Genomic DNA, 21,674 nt, shown 5'->3' with positions numbered 1-21,674 from the left:
GTGCCCGTTCTGTTTTGGCACACCCCCGAGTACGCCGCACCTGCCTACACTTCCTGCGGACCACTACGAATGGAGAATTCGACCATGCCCCACGACGACGGTGACACCAAACTGAGGCAGCTGCTCGCCAGGTTGAACGATCACGGCATCGAGGTGGACGACTCTCCCCGAAGGCGCTCGGAGTACTCCTATGACGCATCGAACTACCGGGTACGGCCTGCCGCCGTCGCCTTCCCAAAGAACGTCGACGACGTGCGGAAAGTTTTGCGGGCATGCTCGGCCACAGGTGTACCGACCACTGCGCGTGGCGGGGGAACCTCGATGGCAGGAAACGCAGTAGGCGACGGCCTGGTGATCGACCTTTCCCGCCACATGAGCACTGTGGGAACCATCGATGCCAGCCAGGCGACGGTCTGGGCAGGCGCGGGGGTTGTCCTCGGTGAGCTGCGTGCGCTGGTTGAAAAGGCCACCGCGGGCAAGCTGACATTTGCCCCGGACCCTTCTTCCTTGACGCGCGCGACCGTGGGCGGCTCCATCGGTAACGACGCCTGCGGAAACCACTCAGTAGCATATGGCCGCATGACCCACCACGTGCAGGAGGTGGAGCTGGTCACGGCCGACGGCGCATACCTTAGGGCAGGTCCGGATTTCCTCCGCGCCGTCGACGAAAACGACATCCATTCTGTTGCCCGTGCGGAAGAACTGCTGGAGGGCCTCCAATCGCTGGCGAAAGCACATCTGGCGGCCCTCCGGATGGAGCTGCAAACCATTCCCCGACAGGTCTCCGGGTACCACGTGGGCCACCTACTGCCGGAACAGGGTTTTAATGTGGCCAGTGCACTGGCAGGCAGCGAAGGTACGTGTGCCATCGTTGTGCGGGCCAAGTTGGGCCTTGTGCAAAAGCCCGTGACCACCGCGCTGCTGTGCCTTGGCTACGCGAACACTATCGATTCCGCACGTGACGTGATGACCATCCTGGCTGCAAAGCCGAGCGCCATCGAGGGTCTGGACGTCTCGATTGTGGACATCATGCGGCACCGCAGGGGAGTGGCCAGCGTGGAGTCATTGCCGGAGGGCAAGGCCTTTCTCCTGGTCGAGTTTTCGGAGGACACCCTTCAACAGGCGGCCGCTTCGTGTGAAGACTTGGTTGCTAAGCTCAGCGTCGACGGCCGCGTGGTTGACCATTCGATCGTCACGGAACCGCTGGAACGGGCCGCGCTGTGGAAGGTGCGCGAAGACGGCGCGGGGCTCTCGTCGAGACGGATCGATGGAGTGCAAACGTGGCCCGGCTGGGAAGATTCTGCGGTTGCACCGGAGCGTCTTGCCGACTACTTGGCTGATTTGCTCCCACTGGTGAAAAAGTACGGTTATACGGCCTTTATGTACGGCCACTTTGGCGCAGGGTGCGTCCATATGCGGCTGGATTACGATCTACGCAGTGACTCCGGGCGCAGGGTGTTCAGCGACTTCACCCGGGAAGCGGCCAGGCTGGTGGTAGCCCACGGCGGCTCGCTGTCCGGGGAACACGGTGACGGTCGTGCGCGGAGCGAATTACTTGAGGTGATGTACTCGCAGGAGATGATGGGCATCTTCAAGGCCTTCAAACGCCTCTGGGATCCGGCAGGGCTCCTCAATCCCGGAATCATCGTCGACGCGGAACCTTTCTCTGCCTCGCTGGCTTTGGAAGGAGTAGTTGCACCCGGCCCCACCCACGATCAGCTGGCCCCAACCGCGAATCCCGCTTCCCTACCTTCTTCCGGAGACCGTTCCCTGCTCCCGGTGTCGAGTCCGTTTGTTGGGAACACCCACGCATGCATTGGTGTAGGACGGTGCCGGTCCGCCACTGGTGGCTTCATGTGCCCCAGTTACCGGGCCACGAAGGATGAAAAGGATTCGACCCGCGGCCGGGCCCGGGTGTTGCAGGAACTGACCCGGACCCAAGGCAGCAGCAAGGACGGCTGGTCAAGCCCGGAAGTCCGGGAGGCTCTGGACCTCTGCCTTTCCTGCAAAGCCTGTTCCGCCGACTGCCCCACCGGGGTGGACATCGCCGAGGCCAAGTCGGAACTGGTCGATGAGTATTACCGCGGGCGAATCCGGCCCTTCACTCACTACTCCATCGGCTGGCTGCCCCGGTGGCTTCCGCTGTTGACCCGGGTGGCGCCCCTGGCCAATGTGGGGACGGCCTTTCGCCCCTTCCGGCTTGTGGGGGAGTGGTTGGGCATCAGCGCCCGACGGCGGCTCCCCGCTTTCGCAACGACCGGCAGAATCCGGCGACAGGTGCGGGAAGCCGGGTTCACGGCCGACGCCGACGTCCTTCTGTTCATCGACAGCTTTACGCGCGCCTTCCGGCCCGAGGTCGTCCCGGCTGCAGCCCGGGTGCTACGCGACTCCGGCAGCTCCGTTGGGTGTACTCCCGATGCTTGCTGCGGCCTAACCTGGATCTCCACAGGGCAACGCGACGGGGCCCGACGGCGGCTAGCCCGGCTGATAAGCAAACTTGACGACGGCACGGACCGGGAGATCGTGGTCCTCGAACCCAGCTGCGCCGCGACCATCCGTGACGAAGGCCCGAAGCTGGTAGGCGGCGGGGCCGCCGCCAGGGTCGCGGCAAGAGTCCGCTCGTTCTCCGTCGCTGTTGACGAAGCCATCAAACGCGGGTGGAAGCCCACGGTTTTGGCTCCCGAAACAGCCGTGCTGCAAACCCACTGCCATGAGCACGCCGTATTCGGTTCAGGTGCCCAAAAACGCGTCCTGAAAGCCTGGGGAGTGCCGAACCTCGTGGAATCGTCCTCTTGCTGCGGCGTCGCCGGCAACTTCGGTTTTGAGGCCGAGCACTTCGACATGTCCATGAAAGTCGCCGAGCATTCGGTCATCTCCGCCTTGGCGATTGGCGACTCTGATGCCCTTGTACTCACTGACGGCTTCAGTTGCGCCATGCAGGTCTCGCAGATAGACCCCGGGCGCTCAAGTAAGCACCTCGCCGTGGCAATGGACCCTGACAATGCCAGTGGGGGACAGTAGGTGGAATACTTCGGAATTTTCCTCATTTTGATAGCGGCCGGGTTGGGCTTGACTGGCCCGCATTTGAGCAAGCCCGCCCGTCGACCGCAAAACCTGGCCAACTGGGGCATCCTTTCTGTGCCGTCGGGCCCAGCAGCCTTCTTAATCGCCGCGGCAGGGTTCTTTATCTTCGTCATGAACATCGGCCCACGATGAGCCCGCGTCCATCAATTGCGACGTGGCCGTGTTTAGAGTTGAAACGGTTTACTCAGCACTCCAAACGGAGGCTCGATCGGCCCAATAGTCCCGATATTTGAGTATCGATGCGGGACAACGGAGGACTCCGTCCTGACCAAGGTTCCTTGGGCCCCGGGCTAGTGAATGCCTCGTTACCACCTACCGAAATCAGCTGGGGGTTCCTTGTGCTTTTGTTCGGGGGAGTGGCCCGCACCTGGGCAGCGTTCGTCACCTTAGGGGTAGCGGATAGCCCTGCGAGGATGAAAGTGAACCGTTCGCCGATTTAGCAGGTCAACGCTGCTGTTAGAGATCTCCAATGCAACCGCGATTGGTCAACACAGAGCCGGCCCGGCAATGCTCCTCGGGGCGCTTCTGCACCTACCTACTGTTAGTGGCTTCGAATCTGTGAAAAGGACCTTGGCCGGGAACTCGATATGAAGTACCCCAGGCTGTACTCAAGCTTCCTGCGGCCAACGACAGCTGTCGACCTTAGGACGCGGGATCCCAGCTCCCGCGTCAGCCGCTCGGTCACTCCGCCCCGGTTCGATACGAATCACCAGCAGGCGGCCCTTCAAAAGATTTTCCTAAAAAGCCGTGCTACTTTCCCCAATTCCTGCTAGATTGCTACCTAACGTTAGTTAGGTCACTCGCTGACGTTAGGTACATCACTAAAGGGAGCTACGGTCGCGCACCGTCGGGCGATTGTCGTTGGCTCCCCTAAGCAGGAAGAGCTTCAAAATGACAACCACTTCGACTGATGCCGGCAACCAAGCTGATGCCATCATCGTCGGCGGCGGCCTATCTGGAATGGCAGCCGCTTACACTCTGGCAAGTAATGGCTTGCAGGTCACGGTACTCGAAGCCAAAGACCGTGTTGGAGGCCGAACGCATTCTGATCCGGACGTTCCCGGCGGCCCTCTCGACCTGGGCGGGATGCTCATCGGAACAACTCATCATCGTTCGCGCGCTCTAGGTGAGGCTCTCGGCTTGGCCTGGGTTCCCGCCCGGCCTAAAGGAAGCATGAGCTACCGTGTCGAAGGCCATGTCGTGCGAGCTCCTGACGGAGGCTACCCGGAGTCGATTGCTGGCGCCACCGCAGTGGAGGCCGAACTCGCAAAAGCCAACGGACTCTTTGACGAACTCGCCAAGCAGGTCGGCACGGAAGGGCCGTGGGACACTCCTGAGGACACAGCACTGGACAGCATTACAGTCGCTTCCTGGCTTGAGCAGAACGTCGCTGATCCAATCGTTCGTCGCATCGTCACCACAGATTTGAACATTATCGTTGGCGCTGACACCTCTGAAATGTCCATGTTGTTTTGGGCTCAATACGTCGCCAAGTGCGAAGGCATGCGGGCGCTCCAAGTCACCGCCAACGACGCCCTTTGGCTCGGTGGGTCCCAGCAGATCTCGCAACGAATCGCGGAACTGCCGGGAATCACCGTCTTCACGGACACCCCGGTTCACGCCATTACCTACACCGAGGATGCCGTGGTCGTAGATTCGGCGCGTGGCAGGTTCTCCGCACCGGCGGCAACAATCGCCGTTCCTCCCTCGGCGGCGAACACTATCCGCTTCTCGCCCGAGCTTCCCCTTCCCCGACGCCAGCTTCAGGCCCGGGCCCCGATGGGCCGGGAATCGAAGGTTCAGATGCGCTACGACCGCCCCTTTTGGCGCGACGCCGGGCTATCTGGTGAGGTGTTCGATCTGGACCTTGGTTATCTTTCCCTGGACGTCACCCGCCCCGGGGACGACTGGGCAACCATCGTTGCCTTCATCGGAGGCAAGGACTATGACGCCTGGTTCGCCTTGGGAGCCAACGCCCGGAAACAGGCGGTTCTCGATTCACTGGTCTCCGTCTTCGGCGCGGAGGCTGCTAACCCCCTCGGCTACCACGAAACGGACTGGCCAAGTGTGCCTTACACCATGGGGGCTCCGGTCACCGTCATGCCCCCGGGCCTGCTGAGCAGCATCGGCAACGCCCTCAACGCACCTGTCGGTCCGCTTCGATTTGCCGGCACAGAAGCTGCACCGATGTGGACCGGCTACATGGAAGGCGCTGTCCAGGCCGGTGAAGCCGCAGCCCACAGCATCTTGGCCGCACGCAAAACCCTGACAGTAGGGGCCACCCGATGACAACGGAGAAAGCAATGACAGACAACACCGTCTCGGACTTCACGTACCTCATTCCAGAAGGAACGGAAGACGTCAGCGAAACCTATGGACTGGCCCCCGGCCTACGCACCGGAGACCTGATCTTCGTCTCCGGTCAACTCGGAATCGACGAAACCGGAACGATCCCGTCCGACGGCGCCCGACAGGCCGAACTGGCGATACTCGCTGTAGAGCGTGTACTGGCCGAGGCCGGAGCCACGCTGCGGGACATCGTGCAGCTGCAGACCTTCCACAAGGGCGGAATGGCCGCGACCAACGAGTGGTTCCTGCCGGTCAAGTCCCGCTTCTTCCCGGCGCCTTACCCCTCATGGACGGGCTTCGGGGTCGCGGACCTCGGCGGAGAAGGCGCTTTGATCGAGATCGGCGCCATCGCGCGCGTCCGCTCCTGACTCCTGTCACGGCAGCCCGCTCATTACGCGGGCGGCCCGACAGGCGGGACCCCTCATAGTCCCATCTCTTTTCTGGCGGCCAGCTGGGGGCGGCTCCAGATCCTATATATTGATTCGCATCAAAAAGAGGCAAACAAAAATGAGGAATACAACCCCTCCCACGGCCCCAACCGCCGCGACCACTGTGACCAAAGACCGGCTCTCAGGAGACCTGGGCACGACCTCGCTCGTCCTGAGCGTGCTCGCATTCTCCGCCCCGATCGTCACCGTCTCCGGCTTCATCGCCTTCACAGTCATTTTCGCCGGAACGACGTCACCCATTGCGTTCCTGACCGCCACAGTCGCCCTGACCATCTTCGCGGTCGGATTCACAACCATGACCAAGCACATCCCCCGCCCGGGCGCTTTTTACGCCTACGTCACCATGGGCTTGGGAAAGATCGTCGGGCTGGGCGGCGCCTACCTCGCTATCGTCTCCTACTCCATGATCATCACGGGACTGTACTCGTTCACTGGTATCACCACGGCGGCGCTGATCCAGAGCTTCGGAGGACCGGAAACGCCATGGTGGATTTGGTCGTTCGCCGCTCTTGCACTCGTCAGCGTTCTCGGATACTTCCATATCGAGCTCTCCGCAAAAGTTTTGAGCGTGGTCATGGTCCTGGAAGTCGTGGTCGTCATGACTTTCAATGTCGCTACCCTTTCCAAGGGAGGAGCCGAAGGACTGTCGGCGGCACCCTTCAACGCCGTGGAATTCTTCTCCCAGGGCGAGGTGGGCGTGGCCCTGCTCTTCGCGTTCCTCACGTTCATCGGATTTGAAGCAACCGCTCTGTATCGGGACGAAGTCAAGGACCCCAACAAGACGGTTCCCCGTGCCACCTATCTGGCAGTGATCTTCGTTGGCCTGCTGTACTGCCTGTCCTGCTACGCCCTCGTCAGCGCCTACGGCTCCTCCGCCGTTGATACCGCCACGAACAACCCGGCAGGTATGTTCAACGACGCCCTCGACCGGTTCGTTGTGCCTGGTTTTTCGAATGTGTCGTTGGTCCTCGTGGCTTCCTCCTGCGTCGCCGCGCTGATTTCGACCCACAACGTCATCGCCCGCTACCTGTTCAACATCGGTTCCGACCGTGCCCTGCCGTCCTACCTCTCCAAGGTCCACAACCGCCATCACTCTCCGTACAAAGCGTCTGTCACAGTGTCCGTCGCCATCTCCCTGGCCCTGCTGTCTGTTGTCATCTCGGGCGCTGATCCCGGTCAGTTCTACGGTCAGATGGCCGGACTCGGCTCCACTGGGGTTCTCGTCCTGATGGCACTTGTCAGTCTTGCTGTGGCGGTCTTCTTCTTCCGAAAGGGAGTGCCGGCCAGTGAAAATGCCTGGAAAGTTTTCGTCGCGCCTATCGTGTCCGCTATTGCGCTGACGGCTGTTGTGGTGTTCGCCATCATGCGCTTCGAACTTGTTGTTGGTGGCGAACCGGGCCAGAACCTTGGGCTGCTGTTTGTCCTGGGCGCAAGCCTCCTGCTCGGTATCCTGTTCGCCGCATACGTTCGGTCCGCTAAGCCGAAGATTTATGAGGGCTTGGGCCGGCAGGAGACGGCGAAAGCCGACCTGTCCTGACATCCTGGGGGGACGAGGGGACCGTGCGGTTCCCTCGTCCACCCTTTCGGGCTTTAACCGGCCTTGGATTTGACCAACATATTTGATGCACATACAAACCGTGGATGGAAGCAGCAATGACTTCCATGCACCTACGATGGGAAAATGGGCATGTTCCGGCAGCGAATGCTGGCAACGGGTCCGGCAACCAGATTCAGGAGCGAGATGTCCGAGAGAGCGCAGCGCGAACAGGCCCTTGAGGTTATGCGCTACGAGATAGCTTCGTTCGATTGGACGAACCAGACCGACGGACGACGCCTCATCCTTGAGGCATTCCTTCGTATCGCCACGTCCGCAGGTTATTCCGCAGTTACCATGCGTGCGCTCGGCAGGCAGGTCAACGTCAAGGCGCCCAGTTTGTACAGCCACTTTCCCGGCGGCCGCGACGAGGTGGTCAGCGAAGCCCTCCGCTGGCACTTTTACCAGTTCGCGACCGGGACCATCAAAGCCGTGGAAACTACGGAGGATGCGGCTGAATTCTGGACCGCCCTTGTGGACCAGCATGTCCGGCGCCAGCTGCAGACACCTGAAAACGACATGTTCGACCTGATGCTCGCCACTGACCGGATCAGCGGATTCCTGCCGGCGGAAACCCGCAAGGAAATAAACCATCTTGTTGATCTGAACGCGGGACTGTTCAAGGGGGCCGCGCTGGACATGGGCTACCAGGGCGACGTAGATCGGGCAGTTGCCATCGTCCTGACCGTCCTGGACGGCGTCGGGTCCTGGAGCCGCTGGAACGGTGATGTCGCTGCTCTGGACGGCATCGTGGAAGCCGCCGCCAGAAGCTCCTTTGCCACCCTGGACGCGCACCTTCTGACCGGCACAAAGTAGCGCCCCCACAGAAAAGGGGTGCCCCTGGACACTGTCACGTATCCAGGGGCACCCCTTCGCGTCGGCTCAGATCTGGGAATCGATGATGACCTTGTCAGCGACGTGCAGCGCAACTTTCTGCGCAACCTCAACGTGCAGCGGATGAGCCAAGTAGTTCTCCAGCGCCGTCTCGGACTCATGGTGTGAAACGAGAACCAGATCCCAATGAGTAGCGACCTTTCCCAGATCGGGCCGCACCCGCAAATCAATCAGTCCAGGAATCTGTCCATTGCCCAGCTTCCTGAGTTCAGTCTGGGCTAACGACGACTGCCGGCGCTTTTGCTCGTTGTTCGTGCCGGACAGGCGGAACGCCACGATGTGCTGAATCACGGGTTTTCTCCTTTAAGTAGTTGGCTAGGGTTTCAATTCGAAAAGAGGGCTCCCGATCGCTGATGATCGGGAGCCCTCTTCCTGTCCCATGGTCAGTCGCGGTAATCGATGTCGATGTCCGCGACCTCTTGGTCGCTGAGGTTAACCACGATGTTGTCCGGCTGGCGGGTGGTGAGCCAGATCAGTTCCTTGGTCCGGCTTGCGTTGCCCTCGATGTGGGGCATGTGCGGGGGAACGAAGATGAAGTCTCCTTCATCCGCGTAGACGACTTCCTCAAATCGTTCACCGAAACGAAGGAATGCGCTGCCCTGCAGCACATAGCCCCCGGTTTCGGCTATTCCGTGGTGATGGGGGTCGGAGGCCTCGCCCACTGCGGTGTAGACCTTTCCGAACCAGAGGTGTTCGACCTCGGTGTTCCGGGGCGTCACGCCAGCGTAGCGGCGTGCCTGGGAGGTTTGGTCCTGGTCCAAAAAGGGCAGTTCGTCCGCCTTCTGGACGCTGGGGCGCTTGTAGTCAATACGTTGTTCGGTCATGTTCTTTCTTTCCTAACGTGTGGTTCCGTTGACGGGCGTGCCTGGTCAGCCGTTTCCGATGTGGATGCTGTTGCGGAGCTCGCCGATTCCTTCGATTCGAGTAGTCATCACGTCCCCTGAGTGCAGGTAGCGGGGCGGGTTCCTCACGAAGCCGACACCTCCGGGGGTGCCGGTCGCGATGATGTCGCCGGGCTCCAGCGTCAGGAACTGGCTGATGTAAACCACCAGTTGGGTGACGCTGAAGATCAGGTCGGACGTGGTGCCCGACTGCTCCACTGTGTCGTTGACCAGGGTTTCGACCCGGAGGCCGTCTTCAGGGGCAAGTTCGTCAGATGTGACGATGACCGGTCCCAGAGGCGTTGATTTGTCGAAGTTCTTACCCTGGAACCATTCCGATGTGCGGCGTTGCCAGTCCCTGACGCTCAGGTCATTCAGAACGGTGTAGCCGGCGACTGCGTCGCCGGCTTGCTGCTCGTTGGCCTGGTTGACACGGCTACCTATGACAACAGCGAGCTCGGCTTCCCAGTCAATTTCCGTGCTCAGACCGGGTAGGCGGATGTCAGCCCGTGGACCGGTCAAAGCAGTGGAAACCTTACTGAACAGGGTTGGCACCTCGGGGGCGGTTTTACCGACCTCCTCGGCGTGGCCGTGATAGTTCAACCCCACACAGATGATCTTGCCCGGCCGGGTGATCGGGGCAAGCAGGTCTTCCGAAGCCGGCGCTTCGCCTTGTTGGGCCCGAAGAGCAGCCCATTCTGGAATGGCCAACAGCTGCCCCACGTCCGGCACGTCATAGTAGTACGTGCCCGTGTCGTCTTGCCGGAAGGCGCGGCTGTGGCCGCCGTTCCGGACCGTGCCGAGCTTCATATGGAGGCCTCCTAGACCAGGGTCATGCCGCCGTCGATCATGATGCACTGGGCCGTCATGTAATCAGAGTCCGCGGAGGCCAGGAACAGGGCGGTTCCCACGATGTCCTTGGGGTGCGCCATCCGGCCGCGGATAATGCCCTTCTCATACTCGTTCAGCGCGCTACCGCGGCTCTTGATGTCGCCAATCGCGTACAGGTCTTCGTCGAGCTTGTCCCACAGGGGAGTGGCAACAACGCCGGGCGCAAAGGCATTGACCGTGATTTCGTGCTTGGCCAACGCCTTGGCCCCCGACTGCGTCAGGGAAATGACGGCAGCCTTCGAGGCGCTGTAGGGAGCAAACGTGGGGAACCCTTCCCGTCCGGCGATCGAGGACGTGTTGATAACTTTTCCGCCCTGTCCCTGCGCGACCATCTGCTTCGCCGCTTCCTGCGTGCCGATCAGCACACCGAGGGCGTTGATATCCAGAACTCGCCTGAAGTTCTCTTCCGTGATGTCCAGGAACTGCATCGGAGCGTTGTAGCCGGCATTGTTGAACCAGACATCGAGACGGCCAAACTCCGTAACAGCCGTTTGCACGGCGGCTTGAACCTGGGTCCGGTCCACGACATTGGCGACAGCATAGGCGGCCGAGCCGCCAGCTTCCACGATACCTTCGACCGCCTTCTTTGCAGCGTCCTCGTTCAGATCAACAATGAGGACCTTCGCCCCTTCCCTGGCGAAAGCCTCACCGAACGCGAGGCCCATGCCGCTGGCGCCGCCAGTGATTCCAATAACTTTGCCATCAAGCCTTCCAGCCATGAGAGCACTTCCTCCCTGCGCGTCTCTGCGCGGTTCTAACCCTTACGTCAGTAGAGTGGCCTAACTAACGTTAGGTAGCAATGTAGCAGGAATCACATGAAAAAGCAGCAGCTCGGACGAAATTAGTTCTTTCCCCCAGCTCCCGAACCCCCGCTCGTCGCCAAGGCGTCCTGAAAGCCAGTGATCAGGCAACGCCGACCAGGGGGCGTGTGCAACCAGCAGGCTTTCCCGGAAGCATCCGAGGGGGATGGAAAAGCGTGCCGCATCGCTGGGCTCGAATCACCTCGTAACAACGCCCCTCATCAGCTGGGACGACTCGCTCGTTCGCAAAGTTGCCCGCACGCACCAAGGGCGGAGCGGGGTGCCTTGCCGGGTCGCGGGTCACGTGCAGTAAGGCCTGTTCCGCTTCGGAAAATACCCCTATCCAAAATGAAGGTACCGAGCTAACGTTAGTAAGGTTGGTTTTCCCGCTAAGGAGTATGAATGAGTATCGTAGTAACCGCCCACTTTCAAGCACACGAAGGACATGAGCAAAATCTTGTCGATGCTCTCCAGGAGTTCATTCCTGCAGTGCATGCTGAGCCGGGCTGCCTGATGTTTGCCCTTCATCGCTCTGACGATGGTTCTCTGCTCTTGATCGAAAAATGGGAGTCGGAGGAGCTTCTGGAGACTCATCTCAATGGAGACCCGGTGGCCGCCGTAGTAGATAAGATCACGCCTTACATAGCCCAGTCCCCAGAGGTGCGTCGGCTAAAGGCTGTACCCGCTGGGACTGAGAGCCAGGGGACCCTCTAGCACCAATTACCGCCGGGGCCAACCAGTCAAAGTATGCGGGGCACACAATCCCCGTCATCTTTGCAGGAGCTCACTGGCAGCCGAACCTCCTGCTCCGCTCTGGGAGGTTCTGGCTCCACACCTCCGGAACCATCCGTCCTTAGATCTCCTTCAAGAGCTGTGCACCTGAGGATGCAGGACGTATTGTGCGTGAGCGCGCCAGCTCGTCGAAGTTTCGTGGGTAGTCTTTGGTGCGACCGAGAGGTTGCGGAAGACGATTGACGTGCATTCGGCGGACCCGGGAGCCAGATTGAAGTTGTGGTGACAGGGCATTCAGGATTAGAAACGTTCGCTGGCTTATTAGCCGCCCAACGCAGCAAGCAGTTCCTCTCCGTCTTGCTGCCAGCTCGAGCTGGGCGCGTGCGCCGCCCTACTAGCGCTGAGGTTTGGCCTCCGAACATAAGATCCGTCCAGGAGCAGGCCTTGTTACGGTGGGGGTGTGGACCTTCACCTGCAAAAGCGCGTCATACTGGTCATCGGCGGTCACGGCCTGATCGGGAGCTCGATCGTTCGACAGCTGCGAGCAGAAGGTGCCACTGTCGTCCCGGCCTCGAGGAATGCAAAGGACGGGCTCGTACTCGACGCGGCCAGTGACGAATCGGTGCAAAGCGGAATCGCACACGTTCGCGGGAAGCACGGTCGCCTGGACGGACTGGTTGTGGCTGCGGCACCGAGCGCCCGAACCCTCGACCCGTCAGGGAACGCCGATCCCCAGCAGGTGCAGCAGGCATTTGAGGCCAAAGCGCTGACTTTTCTGCGAGTTGCCAATGCAGCGCTTCCTATCATGCAAGAAGAAGACTTCGGACGTATCGTCGGCATCAGCGGTCAGAACGCGTTCTTGACCGGCAACATCACTGGTTCCATCCGCAATGCCGCACTCATTATCGCCGCCAAGAACCTTGCCGACTCGGTAGCGGGCAGCGGCGTCACAGTCAACACCGTCAGCCCGGCTGAAGTCGTAGAACGTCCGATGCAAACAATCGAGCGCGGCGCCAGTGGACAGTGCCGACCTGATGACATCGCACGCCTTGTCGCCTTCCTTCTGTCGCCGCTCAGCCAAACGATCTCTGGCGAATCGATCGCAGTCGGGCATCGGGTGCGGGGTGTTGTAAACCTTTGATCAGGCCAGCGCCAAACCCAGCAGATGATTGTCGCCGAACTCTTGTATCAGCACTATCCTGATCCGGTCGTGTGAACAAACCGCTTTTGGCACGGGAAAACGTCGAAGGTCGGGAGTTCTCGCCAATTTCTACTGCCGTGCTTTAGGCGCCGATAACAGCGATTCCGTCAACCAACTGGCTCCGATATGAGTGGTTCACGGCAGGTTGAAGGGGAGTGTTTTGTAGGCGGTGTCTTTGTTCATGTTCCAGCCGGCGACGATGCCGGAGCCGATCATTTGGTCGCTGAGGCGGGCGAGGCGGTATGCGGGGTCGGTGTCGAGGGCGAGTTGGAGGAATTGGTGTGCTTTGCTGCCTCTGCCTTCCCACCAGTTGATGTAGCCGATGGCCGTGAGGACCGGTGCTGCGTGTTCTGGGCTGGTGCGGGTGTAGGCGTGCAGGAGCAGTTGTTGTGCCCATTCAATGCGTGACCATTTCGGTGCCTGGTCGGTTTGGGCGAACAGGATCTGTTGCATGGGTTCGTCGACTCCGGGGATGTCTGCGATGAGCCGGTCCCGGATCGCGGGGAACTGCAGGTGGGCAACGAGGGCGTGGCAGTCGTCGTCGTTGGGGAAGGTTTTGGAGTCGAGCATGTCTGCCCAGAGTTTGCGGCCTTGCTGGAGCGCGGTGGCGGTTGGTTGGGATGCAATTGTGTCTATGTGGTGTTCGACGGCGGCGGCTTTGGCTGCTTCCTGGGCGGTGGTTGGGAGGGTGATTTGGTTGGTGGGTTCGATGAAGCTGCCGCGATAGATGAATTCGGCGTTGATGGCGCTTGTCTGGGTTGAGTTTACGGGCAGGGCGAGGTTGGTGCCGGGTTCGCCGTCGTAGGGGGAAAAGGTTTCGTCGCCGACGAAGAGTCCGTCGCGTATGGTGATGCCCTGTTCGGCGAGCACCCCGGTGAGAGCCGCGATGGTGCCGGCATGAGGCCTGGGCTGTCCAGTGCGGGTGGTTTCGCTGGTGTAGACGGCGAAGAGGATGGATGTGGCGGTGGTGTCGCTGGTCAGGTAGTGGGCGACGGTGCGTGCGTAGGGGAGTTCATGCCCGGGCTGGCGGGGGAGGTCGATGCGCAGGGTCGCACCGATGCTGTTCTCCTTCAGGGTGATGCAGACCAGGCTTTCCTGGGGCCAGAAGCCCAGGGTGTGTCCGATGAAGCTGAGCACATCTGATGGTGTTGTGATCGTGAGCTTTTCCATGATCCGTGGTTCCCTTCACCCTTGTGTTGCTGTGGTTTTCTGCGGTTGTTGGTTGTGGGCGTCGTTCTGGTAGGGGACCATCCGCTGGGCTGAGGGGCCGGAGTGCAACTTGGGGGACCGGCGCCGGGGCGAAAACTTCATCCGCGGGGACTGCTTCCACGATGTGTGTGGAGAAGTTTTCGGTCCGGGGTCGGCGCGGTAGCGCCCTGGTTGCGCGGAGGACCCGCCCAGCGATCATGGGGGATATCAGAATGACAAGCAGCGATGGAACTTCTGCTTGTCCATCGATGCCAAGGAACCAAGCGGCATGACCTACCAAGATAAGGTCGGCTCACAACAATCGCAGCGATTGTGGCTCGGCGTTCGGAGCCTCCGCAAAGGGGAAAGCGGCGGATTCTAGGATTGCGAACGTCTGTTGAAGGGCGAGCCCAATCTGTCAGGACAAAGAAAAGCCGCATCCCTTCGTTTCGGGATGCGGTCGTAGGTTGAACGCCTGAACGGCCGGAAATCGGGGTGTGGACATTGTCCACAGTCTTGGCCTCGGATCGGGTAATAGTGTCCTCGGACTGCTTCGAATTCCGCATGTTTCCGCGGGCTCCCAGTCTTTGCAAGGCCCGGAAGACAGTTCGAGTCCCACCTCGGGCACAGCATATCCCCTCGTCAGAGGGGTTTTTGCTTTAACGTGTTGACATGGCTTGTGGTGGCGTCCCTCTGACGCTAGGTTTGCGGCTGTGGCCGGGCTGCCGCGGAGCCTATTTAGGTGTGTGGGGTGGCGGGTTCAAGTCCCCGGCTGGTCGGCCTTCCGCCTGCTGTGGTGGGGCTGTGTGGTTCCTCGTTTCGTTCTGTCGGGTTGGTCGTGGTTGTCTAACACCTGTTCATGGTCGGGAGCGGAAGGGACAACATGACGTCAACCGACTTTGGTACGAAAATTCTCCGTGAAGGGCTCCTCCTAACCGGCTGGAGCCGTATGTGCGCGCTTTGTCCTGCCAAAGGGGGTGTGGACAGTGTCAACACTTACGTCTGCTTTATAGGCTTTCGCGCGACGCGCGAGTGCGAAGGGAATTTCGAATCGAGGACCCTATGGCGCCCCGCCCTTGGGCCGCGTCAGAAGGGTCGGGTTTCGATCTAAGTGCCTTCTCAGCCATCGCCGGAAAACAAGGCCTAAGGTCGCTTTGGCTGTAGCCCAAACCGAGGTGCAATGGGGCCGGTGCAGTGGAGCAGCTGGCCGTGGTTTAGTCGACCCTCTCTCTGCGAGGACTGGCTGGCACCGCGAGACGCATAAAGCATTTTCTCCGCCGGATCACCCCCGCCCGGATCACCCCCGCCACCCTCAGGCCCCGTCAACGCACCTTAAAGATTCCTTCGCTTTAACTTGCCCCCTGAAGTAGGGCCGCTGTTCTGAGGGTCAAGTATTAGGGCATCGAGTACTAATTCATGGGAGGGGTATCGGCTGGAATGACACCATCCGAGTACAGCTCGGTGGCAAGGTCCCGAAGCGCCCTGAGGGCGACACGCTGAGTGAAGGGACCGTATGAAATGCGTGCAACCCCCAACTCTTGCAGGTCAGCGGCGGTCAGGGCCCCAGGTGCGCCGATCACTGATAACCTTCCTCTCCCGAGTCCATCAACCAAAGGCTCGATAACCTCCCGTGTGAGTGCTCTAGGAACAAACACTAGAGCGGCACCGGCATCAAGGAATGCGCGACCCCGAGCAATCGCATCATCGATGCTTTCCTTGATGGGGCGGCCGCCTCCGCGCACGATTGCATCCGTCCTTGCATTCAACTGAAACGCGATACCTTCTTTGTTGGCGGCATCAACGCTGGCCCGGATGCGGGCGACGGCTTCGTCAAAGGGGCGAAGCCGGTCTTCTACGTTGGCTCCAACAACGCCGAGACCGATAGCTCTGCGGATCGTCTCGGCTGGATTGCCATATCCGTCATCTAGGTCTGCGGTGACGGGCAGGTGCACGGCATTGACGATGGTTTTGATGGCGGCCAGGGCTAATTCGACGGGCATCATGCCGTCCTTGTAACCATGTGTGGCAGCGATAGAGTGTCCAGCCGTGGCGATAGCTTTAGTCTCTGGCAGCGCCGCAATGGTTTTCGCGCTGATGGCATCCCAGACGTTTACTACGCGCAGTATTTCCGGGGATTCGTGGAGAACCTTCAATTGCTGTGCGCGGTCTGATATGTCCCCTGGAGTCATTTTCTTTTCCATTCATTATCGTTCACAAACTGAACAGTTTTGGTCCTTCGCAATACGCGCTTCTTCTTTCGCGCCGTGTGCGAACTCTCCGAAGTGCTCGGGCGTGAGCGCGAATGAGCGTGCGGATGGGCAAGGCGCGCGCCTGCACATTCCGGCACCTCCATCAGTGAAGGAAACGTCACACGTGTGCCGCTGTCCACCTTAATGGCCAACGTGGTCGAAGTAATCGATACCAGCGCCTCGGGCCGCGCCATCAAGCTTGACTTCCCTGGCCGGAACTTTGTCAGATCCGCATCACGCCCACTGCGACTTTAAGCGCGCGGCCCCCTCTGTCCGCAAGGAATGGTACGTATAGCTCCTCCGCATCTTGTGAAATGAGAATACAAGGGGTCGACGGACCTGTGTAAAGAAATCCTACATTGCAGGATTTGAATGTTGACCTAGTCTCATAATGTCGGATATCGTCGTTCGCGACAAGGGCTTGCATCCTGGCTGAATGTGTCAACGCACCACGGATGAAGTCACCGCATGAGGAGCCAGCTTGGCACCGTACTGCTTCCCGCTGTCCCTCACAAATGTCCTGGGGCGAGCAGTGGGGTGCCCAGCGAGTTGTTCCGCTCAAGGAAGAGAAGGTTCATGCAGAGAAAGAATCTTACGGCCGATCGGCCCAGTCCCGCAGCATCTGCTGCCGTTGCTCTTTCCACGCCGGGGATGGGTCAGCGGAAACCAGCGGAGACTTCCGCCATACGACGAAGGATCAGTTCCATCGCTTGGTCGTCATTGCCCCCATTGGTATTCGCGGCGATCCTTCTGAGCTGGGCCGCAGCGGTGGAACTTTTCAAAATTCCGGCGTACTTGCTTCCCGGGCCTCTTGCCGTATTCGAACGGCTGTTCACCGACGTAACCAGTCTGTGGGTTCACACGCAATCCACTCTCGTTGTGCTTGTTGTCGGCCTCCTGCTCAGCATCGTGATCGGCATCCCTCTTGGTTTGGTCATCGCGCTCTCAAGGACCGCCAAACAATTGGTTTATCCGCCGGTCATCGTGCTGCAGTTGGTGCCCAAGATCGCCGTAGCACCGCTGCTGCTTGTGTGGCTCGGGTTCAGCCTTAACACCAAGGTAGCGCTGGTTGTTCTTATAACCTTTTTTCCCTTGCTAATGGCAAGCATCAGCGGTTTCAGGATCCTCGATGACAGACTCCTCTACCTCACGCGTTCCATGGGCGCAAGCCGGTGGCAAACATTCTGGGCGCTTCGGTTTCCAGCAGCTCTCCCTGTTATCTTCTCCGGCATCAAGACGTCTGCGACGATTGCGATCACAGGTGCACTGGTCGCGGAGTTCCTCGGATCAAACAGCGGCCTGGGCTATGCGCTACTCCGAGCTAGCGGTGCGATGGATACCGAATACATGTTCGCCATCCTTGTGATCCTCACCGTTATCGGAGTCATCCTCAACTACTTGGTCGAGGCGGTCGAATGGCTGCTGACGCCGTGGCAGCGCCGCGCGGCCTAATAGGCAGGCCGCACAACATCTACCCAATTTGTTTGGCAATCACAATTCAAAGGACACACAAATGCAAAGAGGCATTAAGAAAATGGTGGCAACTGCCATCGCCGCGGGAGCGATGCTGCTCTCCGGATGCTCCGCCCCTACGGCCAGCGAAGGCGGCGGCGGAGGAACTCCCGTTCGCTTCCAAATGCACTGGTCCTGGTCAGCTTCGACAGCGGGTTTCGCAGTCGCCCAAGCGGATGGCCTCTACAAAGACGCCGGCATCGATGCAAGAATTGAGCAGGGCACCGGATCCGGGACTGCAGTACAACTGGTGGCCAACGGCCAAGCTGATATCGGCATCGCGGACGCCGTGCCAATCAGCCAGCAAATCGAAAAGGGTGCCCCACTCGTCATCGTTGCCACCATGAACCAGGTGACCAATATTGCGATGCAGGTCCTGGAATCATCTGGGATCAACTCCGTCCAGGACCTCAAGGGAAAAACCGTAGCGGTTCCTCAGGGCAGCGCCCATGCTTTCCTTTTCCCCCTATTCCTTGAAGCGAACGGACTCACCGAGGCTGACGTCACTATCTCGAACGTTCCCTTTGCGTCCATGCCGGCGGCACTGCTTCAGGGTAACGTCAATGCAATCATCGGGGGCCAAGACACTGCTGTGTCCCTGGAACAGCAAAGGGCGAAGTTCAAGAACTTTCTGTTCGCTGACTCCGGAGTATCTCCGGTAGCCCATTCGATATTCACCACGCAGAGCTACGCCGAAAAGAACCCGGACGTAGTCAAGAAGTTCGTTTCGGCGAGCCTCAAGGGCCTGGCTTCTGCACGTGATGATTCCGAACACGCAGTATCTTCGGTGAAGCAGCTCCTGCCAGACTCTGTTGACGACACAGTACGTGCAGAACTCAAATTCCTGCTCCCCCTGCTGTGTGCTGCCGACGCCAACTACATCGGACGCGCGGAGGCCGCACACTGGCAGCAGAGTAACGAACTTTTGACTCGGGCTAAGCTCCTGCCGGCTCCCTTGGATACCGCCAAATCCGTCTCCTACGACTTCCTGCCCCCGGAATCGGAACTGCAGAGCTGCAAATAACCCCACCGAGCAGTCCCGAAGAAGTGGACGACCTTACCGGGGTTCCCTTAAGACGGTGGGGACCAGAGGCATCAGTAAACAGCGAGCCTCACCGTCTGGGGAAGAGGTTATCGATGAGGAACCAGGTCCCCATCTTAGGGGATCAAGAGAAAGGCATACCAGTGAACGACACAGCACTGCAGACAAAGGCGGCAGGTCTACCCATTTCGATCGCGGACGTGGCAAAGACATTCACCAGCCCAGTGGGCAAATCCTTTGAAGCGCTCAGGCCTGTTTCAATGGACATACAACCCGGGGAGTTTATTTCTATTGTCGGCCCGTCCGGCTGCGGAAAGAGCACCCTCATGCTCATGGTCGCCGGGCTCCTGGACAGGTCTGAGGGAGATATCCGCGTAGGCGGAACCTCGGTGAACAGGCCGTTCACTGATATTGGAATTGCCTTCCAAGACCACCTCCTCCTGGATTTCCGGACTGCGATGGAAAACGTCCTGATCCACGCTGACATACGTGGGCTTGATAAGAAGGCGCTTCGGGTCCGGGCTACTGAGTTGTTCAAGCAACTTCACCTCGAGAAGGCCATAGACAAATACCCGCGTCAGTTGTCTGGTGGGATGCGGCAAAGAGTGTCTCTCATCCGAACGATCGTCCATGAGCCTTCGGTACTTCTGCTCGACGAACCTTTCGGGGCGCTTGATGCGCTTACCCGTCTCCAAGTGCGGGCAGATCTCGAGGCGCTCTGGCTGCGTAACAGGCCAACAGTTCTCTTTATCACCCACAGTGTTGAAGAGGCTGTGGGTCTCTCGGACCGGATTTTCGTCATGAGTCCAAGTCCAGGTGAGGTAGTGGACGAGATAGTCGTCGATCTGCCTCGTCCACGTCCTCTCGCCCTCGTAGAGTCCCCGGATTTCGGGAAGTACGTCGATAGGATTTATACCCACTTCGAACGAATGGGAGTCCTTCACGGCATCGAGATTCCGAAGCGAGGAGACGAGTAGTAGGCCCGAAGCCGAATTCAGAGTGCAGCGCCATATCTGCGCTAGGCAAAGGGAATATCGATCATTCGGCAGGGCCAAGCAGAGGAACTGGGACTTCCGTCCGTTCAAGGAGATCTTTACATGAAGACAAAAATGTCCGACGCGTTTGTGGTGCCGATGGGTGGAGGCGGTTTTCGTATTGGAGTTATCTCCGCTGAGGGGGTGACGGTCCCTACTGGCGGTCACGTGATGGAGATCCATAATCCTGCTACCGGCACGGTTATTGGTGTGCTTCATGAACCCGGCCCGGCGGAGATCGATGCTGTGGTCGCCGGGGCGAAGGCAGTGTATGAGAAGGTGTGGCGCGGGACGGCGCCTGAGGTGCGGGCGGGCATGCTTACGGCCTGGGCGGATTTGATTGTCCGGCACCGTGAGGAACTGGCCGACATCGAAGTTGCCGACGTCGGCCACCTGCGCCGCGAAGCCCTCGCTGACATCGATAACAGCGCCCGGGTCCTGCGCTACTACGCCGGGATCGCCGACAAGCTCGAAGGCCGCACCTTCGCGCAGCTGCCGGACAGGCTCTCCTACGGGCTCGACGAACCCTTCGGCGTCGTCGCCGGCGTCAGCCCCTACAACGGCAACGCGAACTTCGTCGCCCTGAAAGCAGGACCGGCGCTCGTGGCAGGGAACTGCATCGTGATCAAGGCACCCGAAGTCGCACCCCTGCTGAACTACCGGATGGTCGAACTCGCCCTGGAAGCCGGCCTCCCAGCCGGCGTCGTCAACGTCGTCACCGGCCGCGGTGAGAAAGTCGGGCCACTGCTCACCGAGCACCCCGACATCGGGATGATCGCCTTCACCGGCGGGCCGGGCTCAGGACGGGCCATCATCCACCAGTCTGCGACCAACATCGTTCCGACGTTCCTCGAGCTCGGTGGCAAGAGCCCGGCGATCCTGCTGCCGGACGCCGACCTGGACATCGCCATCCCGTCGCTGCTGCACTCAAACTTCGCCAAAAGCGGCCAAAGCTGCGTGACAGGATCACGGATCTTCGTCCCGGACACGATGTACGCCGAAGTCAGCGACCGGCTCGGGCAAAAAGCGAAAACCGTCCGCGTCGGACTGCCCACCAAGGAATCCTCACAAATGGGCACCCTCATCACCCAACAACACCGCGCCAGGGTTGATGCCCTGGTCAAACAGGCAATCGACGCCGGCGCGGTCGCCCTGGCCGGCGGCAAACCGGCAGAGGACGGCGAGCTCGCCAACGGCGCCTTCTACCAACCCACCGTCCTGGCAGAAATCACCGACGACAACCCCGCCGCCCTCAACGAAGCCTTCGGCCCGATGGCAAGCGTGTTGTCCTACTCCGACGTCGACGAAGTCATCACCCGCGCCAACTCCTCCGAATTCGGCCTCAGCGCCCAAGTATGGGGCAACGACGCACGCACCATCCAACACCTCACCAAACGCCTCGAAGCCGGAACCGTCTGGGTCAACACCTACCGCTCCTTCCACCCCACCGTCCCCTTCGGAGGCATGAAACAAAGCGGCTTCGGCAAAGAAAACGGCTTCGACTCCATCGCCATGTACACCCGCCGCAAAGCCATCGTCTGGGACCTCACAACCAAACGCGAACTCCCCTACACCAACAAATAGTCGCAGCCTGCGAAGCGGGGGTAAGTGCCCGGAGACGAGCCAAAAGCGCTCCAGACCATGATTGGCCCTCACTTGGAGAATCAGCACGGTGCCCGGTGTGGCTTGTACGACTTTCCGGGTGATGAATGAACACGCCCGCAGTTAGACCTACCGGCTCCATGGACGCCGAAAACTAGAACAAGGGAATAAC

17 protein-coding genes are annotated in these 21,674 nt (G+C 60.0%); 11 read left to right on the top strand and 6 right to left on the bottom strand.

Annotation, left to right across the window (positions count from 1 at the left end; translation table 11 throughout):
- Positions 1–84: 84 nt before the first annotated feature.
- The 5 genes from ACZ9BC_RS14455 to ACZ9BC_RS14435 all read left to right on the top strand — a co-directional run bounded on the left by ACZ9BC_RS14455 (position 85) and on the right by ACZ9BC_RS14435 (position 8,292).
- Entirely contained in the window at positions 85–3,021 is a 2,937-nt protein-coding gene (locus tag ACZ9BC_RS14455; RefSeq protein WP_476246537.1) for an FAD-binding and (Fe-S)-binding domain-containing protein, read from the top strand.
- Between the two features lie 954 nt (positions 3,022–3,975).
- Positions 3,976–5,373: a flavin monoamine oxidase family protein gene (locus tag ACZ9BC_RS14450; RefSeq protein ID WP_476246536.1), complete on the top strand. Its 1,398-nt coding sequence runs from the start codon at positions 3,976–3,978 to the stop codon at positions 5,371–5,373.
- 14 nt (positions 5,374–5,387) lie between these two features.
- Complete coding sequence (locus tag ACZ9BC_RS14445) at positions 5,388–5,801, top strand: Rid family hydrolase (RefSeq protein ID WP_476246535.1); 414 nt, start codon at positions 5,388–5,390, stop codon at positions 5,799–5,801.
- A gap of 139 nt (positions 5,802–5,940) precedes the next feature.
- On the top strand, positions 5,941–7,419 hold the full coding sequence (locus ACZ9BC_RS14440) for an APC family permease (protein WP_476246534.1): 1,479 nt from the start codon (positions 5,941–5,943) through the stop codon (positions 7,417–7,419).
- A gap of 204 nt (positions 7,420–7,623) precedes the next feature.
- A complete protein-coding gene (locus ACZ9BC_RS14435) occupies positions 7,624–8,292 on the top strand; it encodes a TetR/AcrR family transcriptional regulator (protein ID WP_476246533.1) in 669 nt (222 codons plus the stop codon).
- A 66-nt stretch (positions 8,293–8,358) separates the two neighbouring features.
- Here ACZ9BC_RS14435 and ACZ9BC_RS14430 read toward each other — a convergent pair whose 3' ends face one another.
- From ACZ9BC_RS14430 to ACZ9BC_RS14415, 4 genes are all read right to left on the bottom strand, one after another.
- A complete protein-coding gene (locus ACZ9BC_RS14430) occupies positions 8,359–8,661 on the bottom strand; it encodes a Dabb family protein (RefSeq protein WP_476246532.1) in 303 nt (100 codons plus the stop codon).
- A 92-nt stretch (positions 8,662–8,753) separates the two neighbouring features.
- Positions 8,754–9,194, bottom strand: coding sequence for a cupin domain-containing protein (locus ACZ9BC_RS14425; RefSeq protein ID WP_476246531.1), 441 nt, complete (start codon positions 9,192–9,194; stop codon positions 8,754–8,756).
- A 45-nt stretch (positions 9,195–9,239) separates the two neighbouring features.
- Entirely contained in the window at positions 9,240–10,061 is an 822-nt protein-coding gene (locus ACZ9BC_RS14420; RefSeq protein ID WP_476246530.1) for a fumarylacetoacetate hydrolase family protein, read from the bottom strand.
- An 11-nt stretch (positions 10,062–10,072) separates the two neighbouring features.
- On the bottom strand, positions 10,073–10,861 hold the full coding sequence (locus ACZ9BC_RS14415) for an SDR family NAD(P)-dependent oxidoreductase (protein WP_476246529.1): 789 nt from the start codon (positions 10,859–10,861) through the stop codon (positions 10,073–10,075).
- Between the two features lie 483 nt (positions 10,862–11,344).
- Here ACZ9BC_RS14415 and ACZ9BC_RS14410 point away from each other — a divergent pair, with 483 nt between their 5' ends.
- Positions 11,345–11,656 (top strand): putative quinol monooxygenase, encoded by a 312-nt coding sequence (locus tag ACZ9BC_RS14410; protein ID WP_476246528.1) that lies wholly within the window; start codon positions 11,345–11,347, stop codon positions 11,654–11,656.
- 478 nt (positions 11,657–12,134) lie between these two features.
- Entirely contained in the window at positions 12,135–12,815 is a 681-nt protein-coding gene (locus ACZ9BC_RS14405) for an SDR family NAD(P)-dependent oxidoreductase (RefSeq protein ID WP_476246527.1), read from the top strand.
- Positions 12,816–13,010: 195 nt separating this feature from the next.
- On the opposite strand, the gene ACZ9BC_RS14400 is transcribed toward ACZ9BC_RS14405, so the two are convergent.
- Positions 13,011–14,045 (bottom strand): DUF4192 domain-containing protein, encoded by a 1,035-nt coding sequence (locus tag ACZ9BC_RS14400; RefSeq protein ID WP_476246526.1) that lies wholly within the window; start codon positions 14,043–14,045, stop codon positions 13,011–13,013.
- Between the two features lie 1,427 nt (positions 14,046–15,472).
- The gene (locus ACZ9BC_RS14395; RefSeq protein ID WP_476246525.1) at positions 15,473–16,264 is read right to left on the bottom strand and encodes an isocitrate lyase/PEP mutase family protein; all 792 of its coding nucleotides are present in this window, start codon (positions 16,262–16,264) and stop codon (positions 15,473–15,475) included.
- Between the two features lie 624 nt (positions 16,265–16,888).
- Here ACZ9BC_RS14395 and ACZ9BC_RS14390 point away from each other — a divergent pair.
- The 4 genes from ACZ9BC_RS14390 (at position 16,889) to ACZ9BC_RS14375 (ending at position 21,484) form a co-directional block, all read left to right on the top strand.
- Positions 16,889–17,764: an ABC transporter permease gene (locus tag ACZ9BC_RS14390; RefSeq protein ID WP_476246524.1), complete on the top strand. Its 876-nt coding sequence runs from the start codon at positions 16,889–16,891 to the stop codon at positions 17,762–17,764.
- 61 nt (positions 17,765–17,825) lie between these two features.
- Entirely contained in the window at positions 17,826–18,848 is a 1,023-nt protein-coding gene (locus ACZ9BC_RS14385; protein ID WP_476246523.1) for an ABC transporter substrate-binding protein, read from the top strand.
- 161 nt (positions 18,849–19,009) lie between these two features.
- Entirely contained in the window at positions 19,010–19,843 is an 834-nt protein-coding gene (locus ACZ9BC_RS14380; protein ID WP_476246522.1) for an ABC transporter ATP-binding protein, read from the top strand.
- A 120-nt stretch (positions 19,844–19,963) separates the two neighbouring features.
- Complete coding sequence (locus ACZ9BC_RS14375; RefSeq protein ID WP_476246521.1) at positions 19,964–21,484, top strand: aldehyde dehydrogenase family protein; 1,521 nt, start codon at positions 19,964–19,966, stop codon at positions 21,482–21,484.
- Positions 21,485–21,674 lie beyond the last annotated feature (190 nt).

Source organism: Pseudarthrobacter sp. TE3704 (assembly GCF_056279405.1).
Note: the sequence above shows the minus strand (reverse complement) of the source record. Positions and strands in the feature narration are given on the sequence as shown.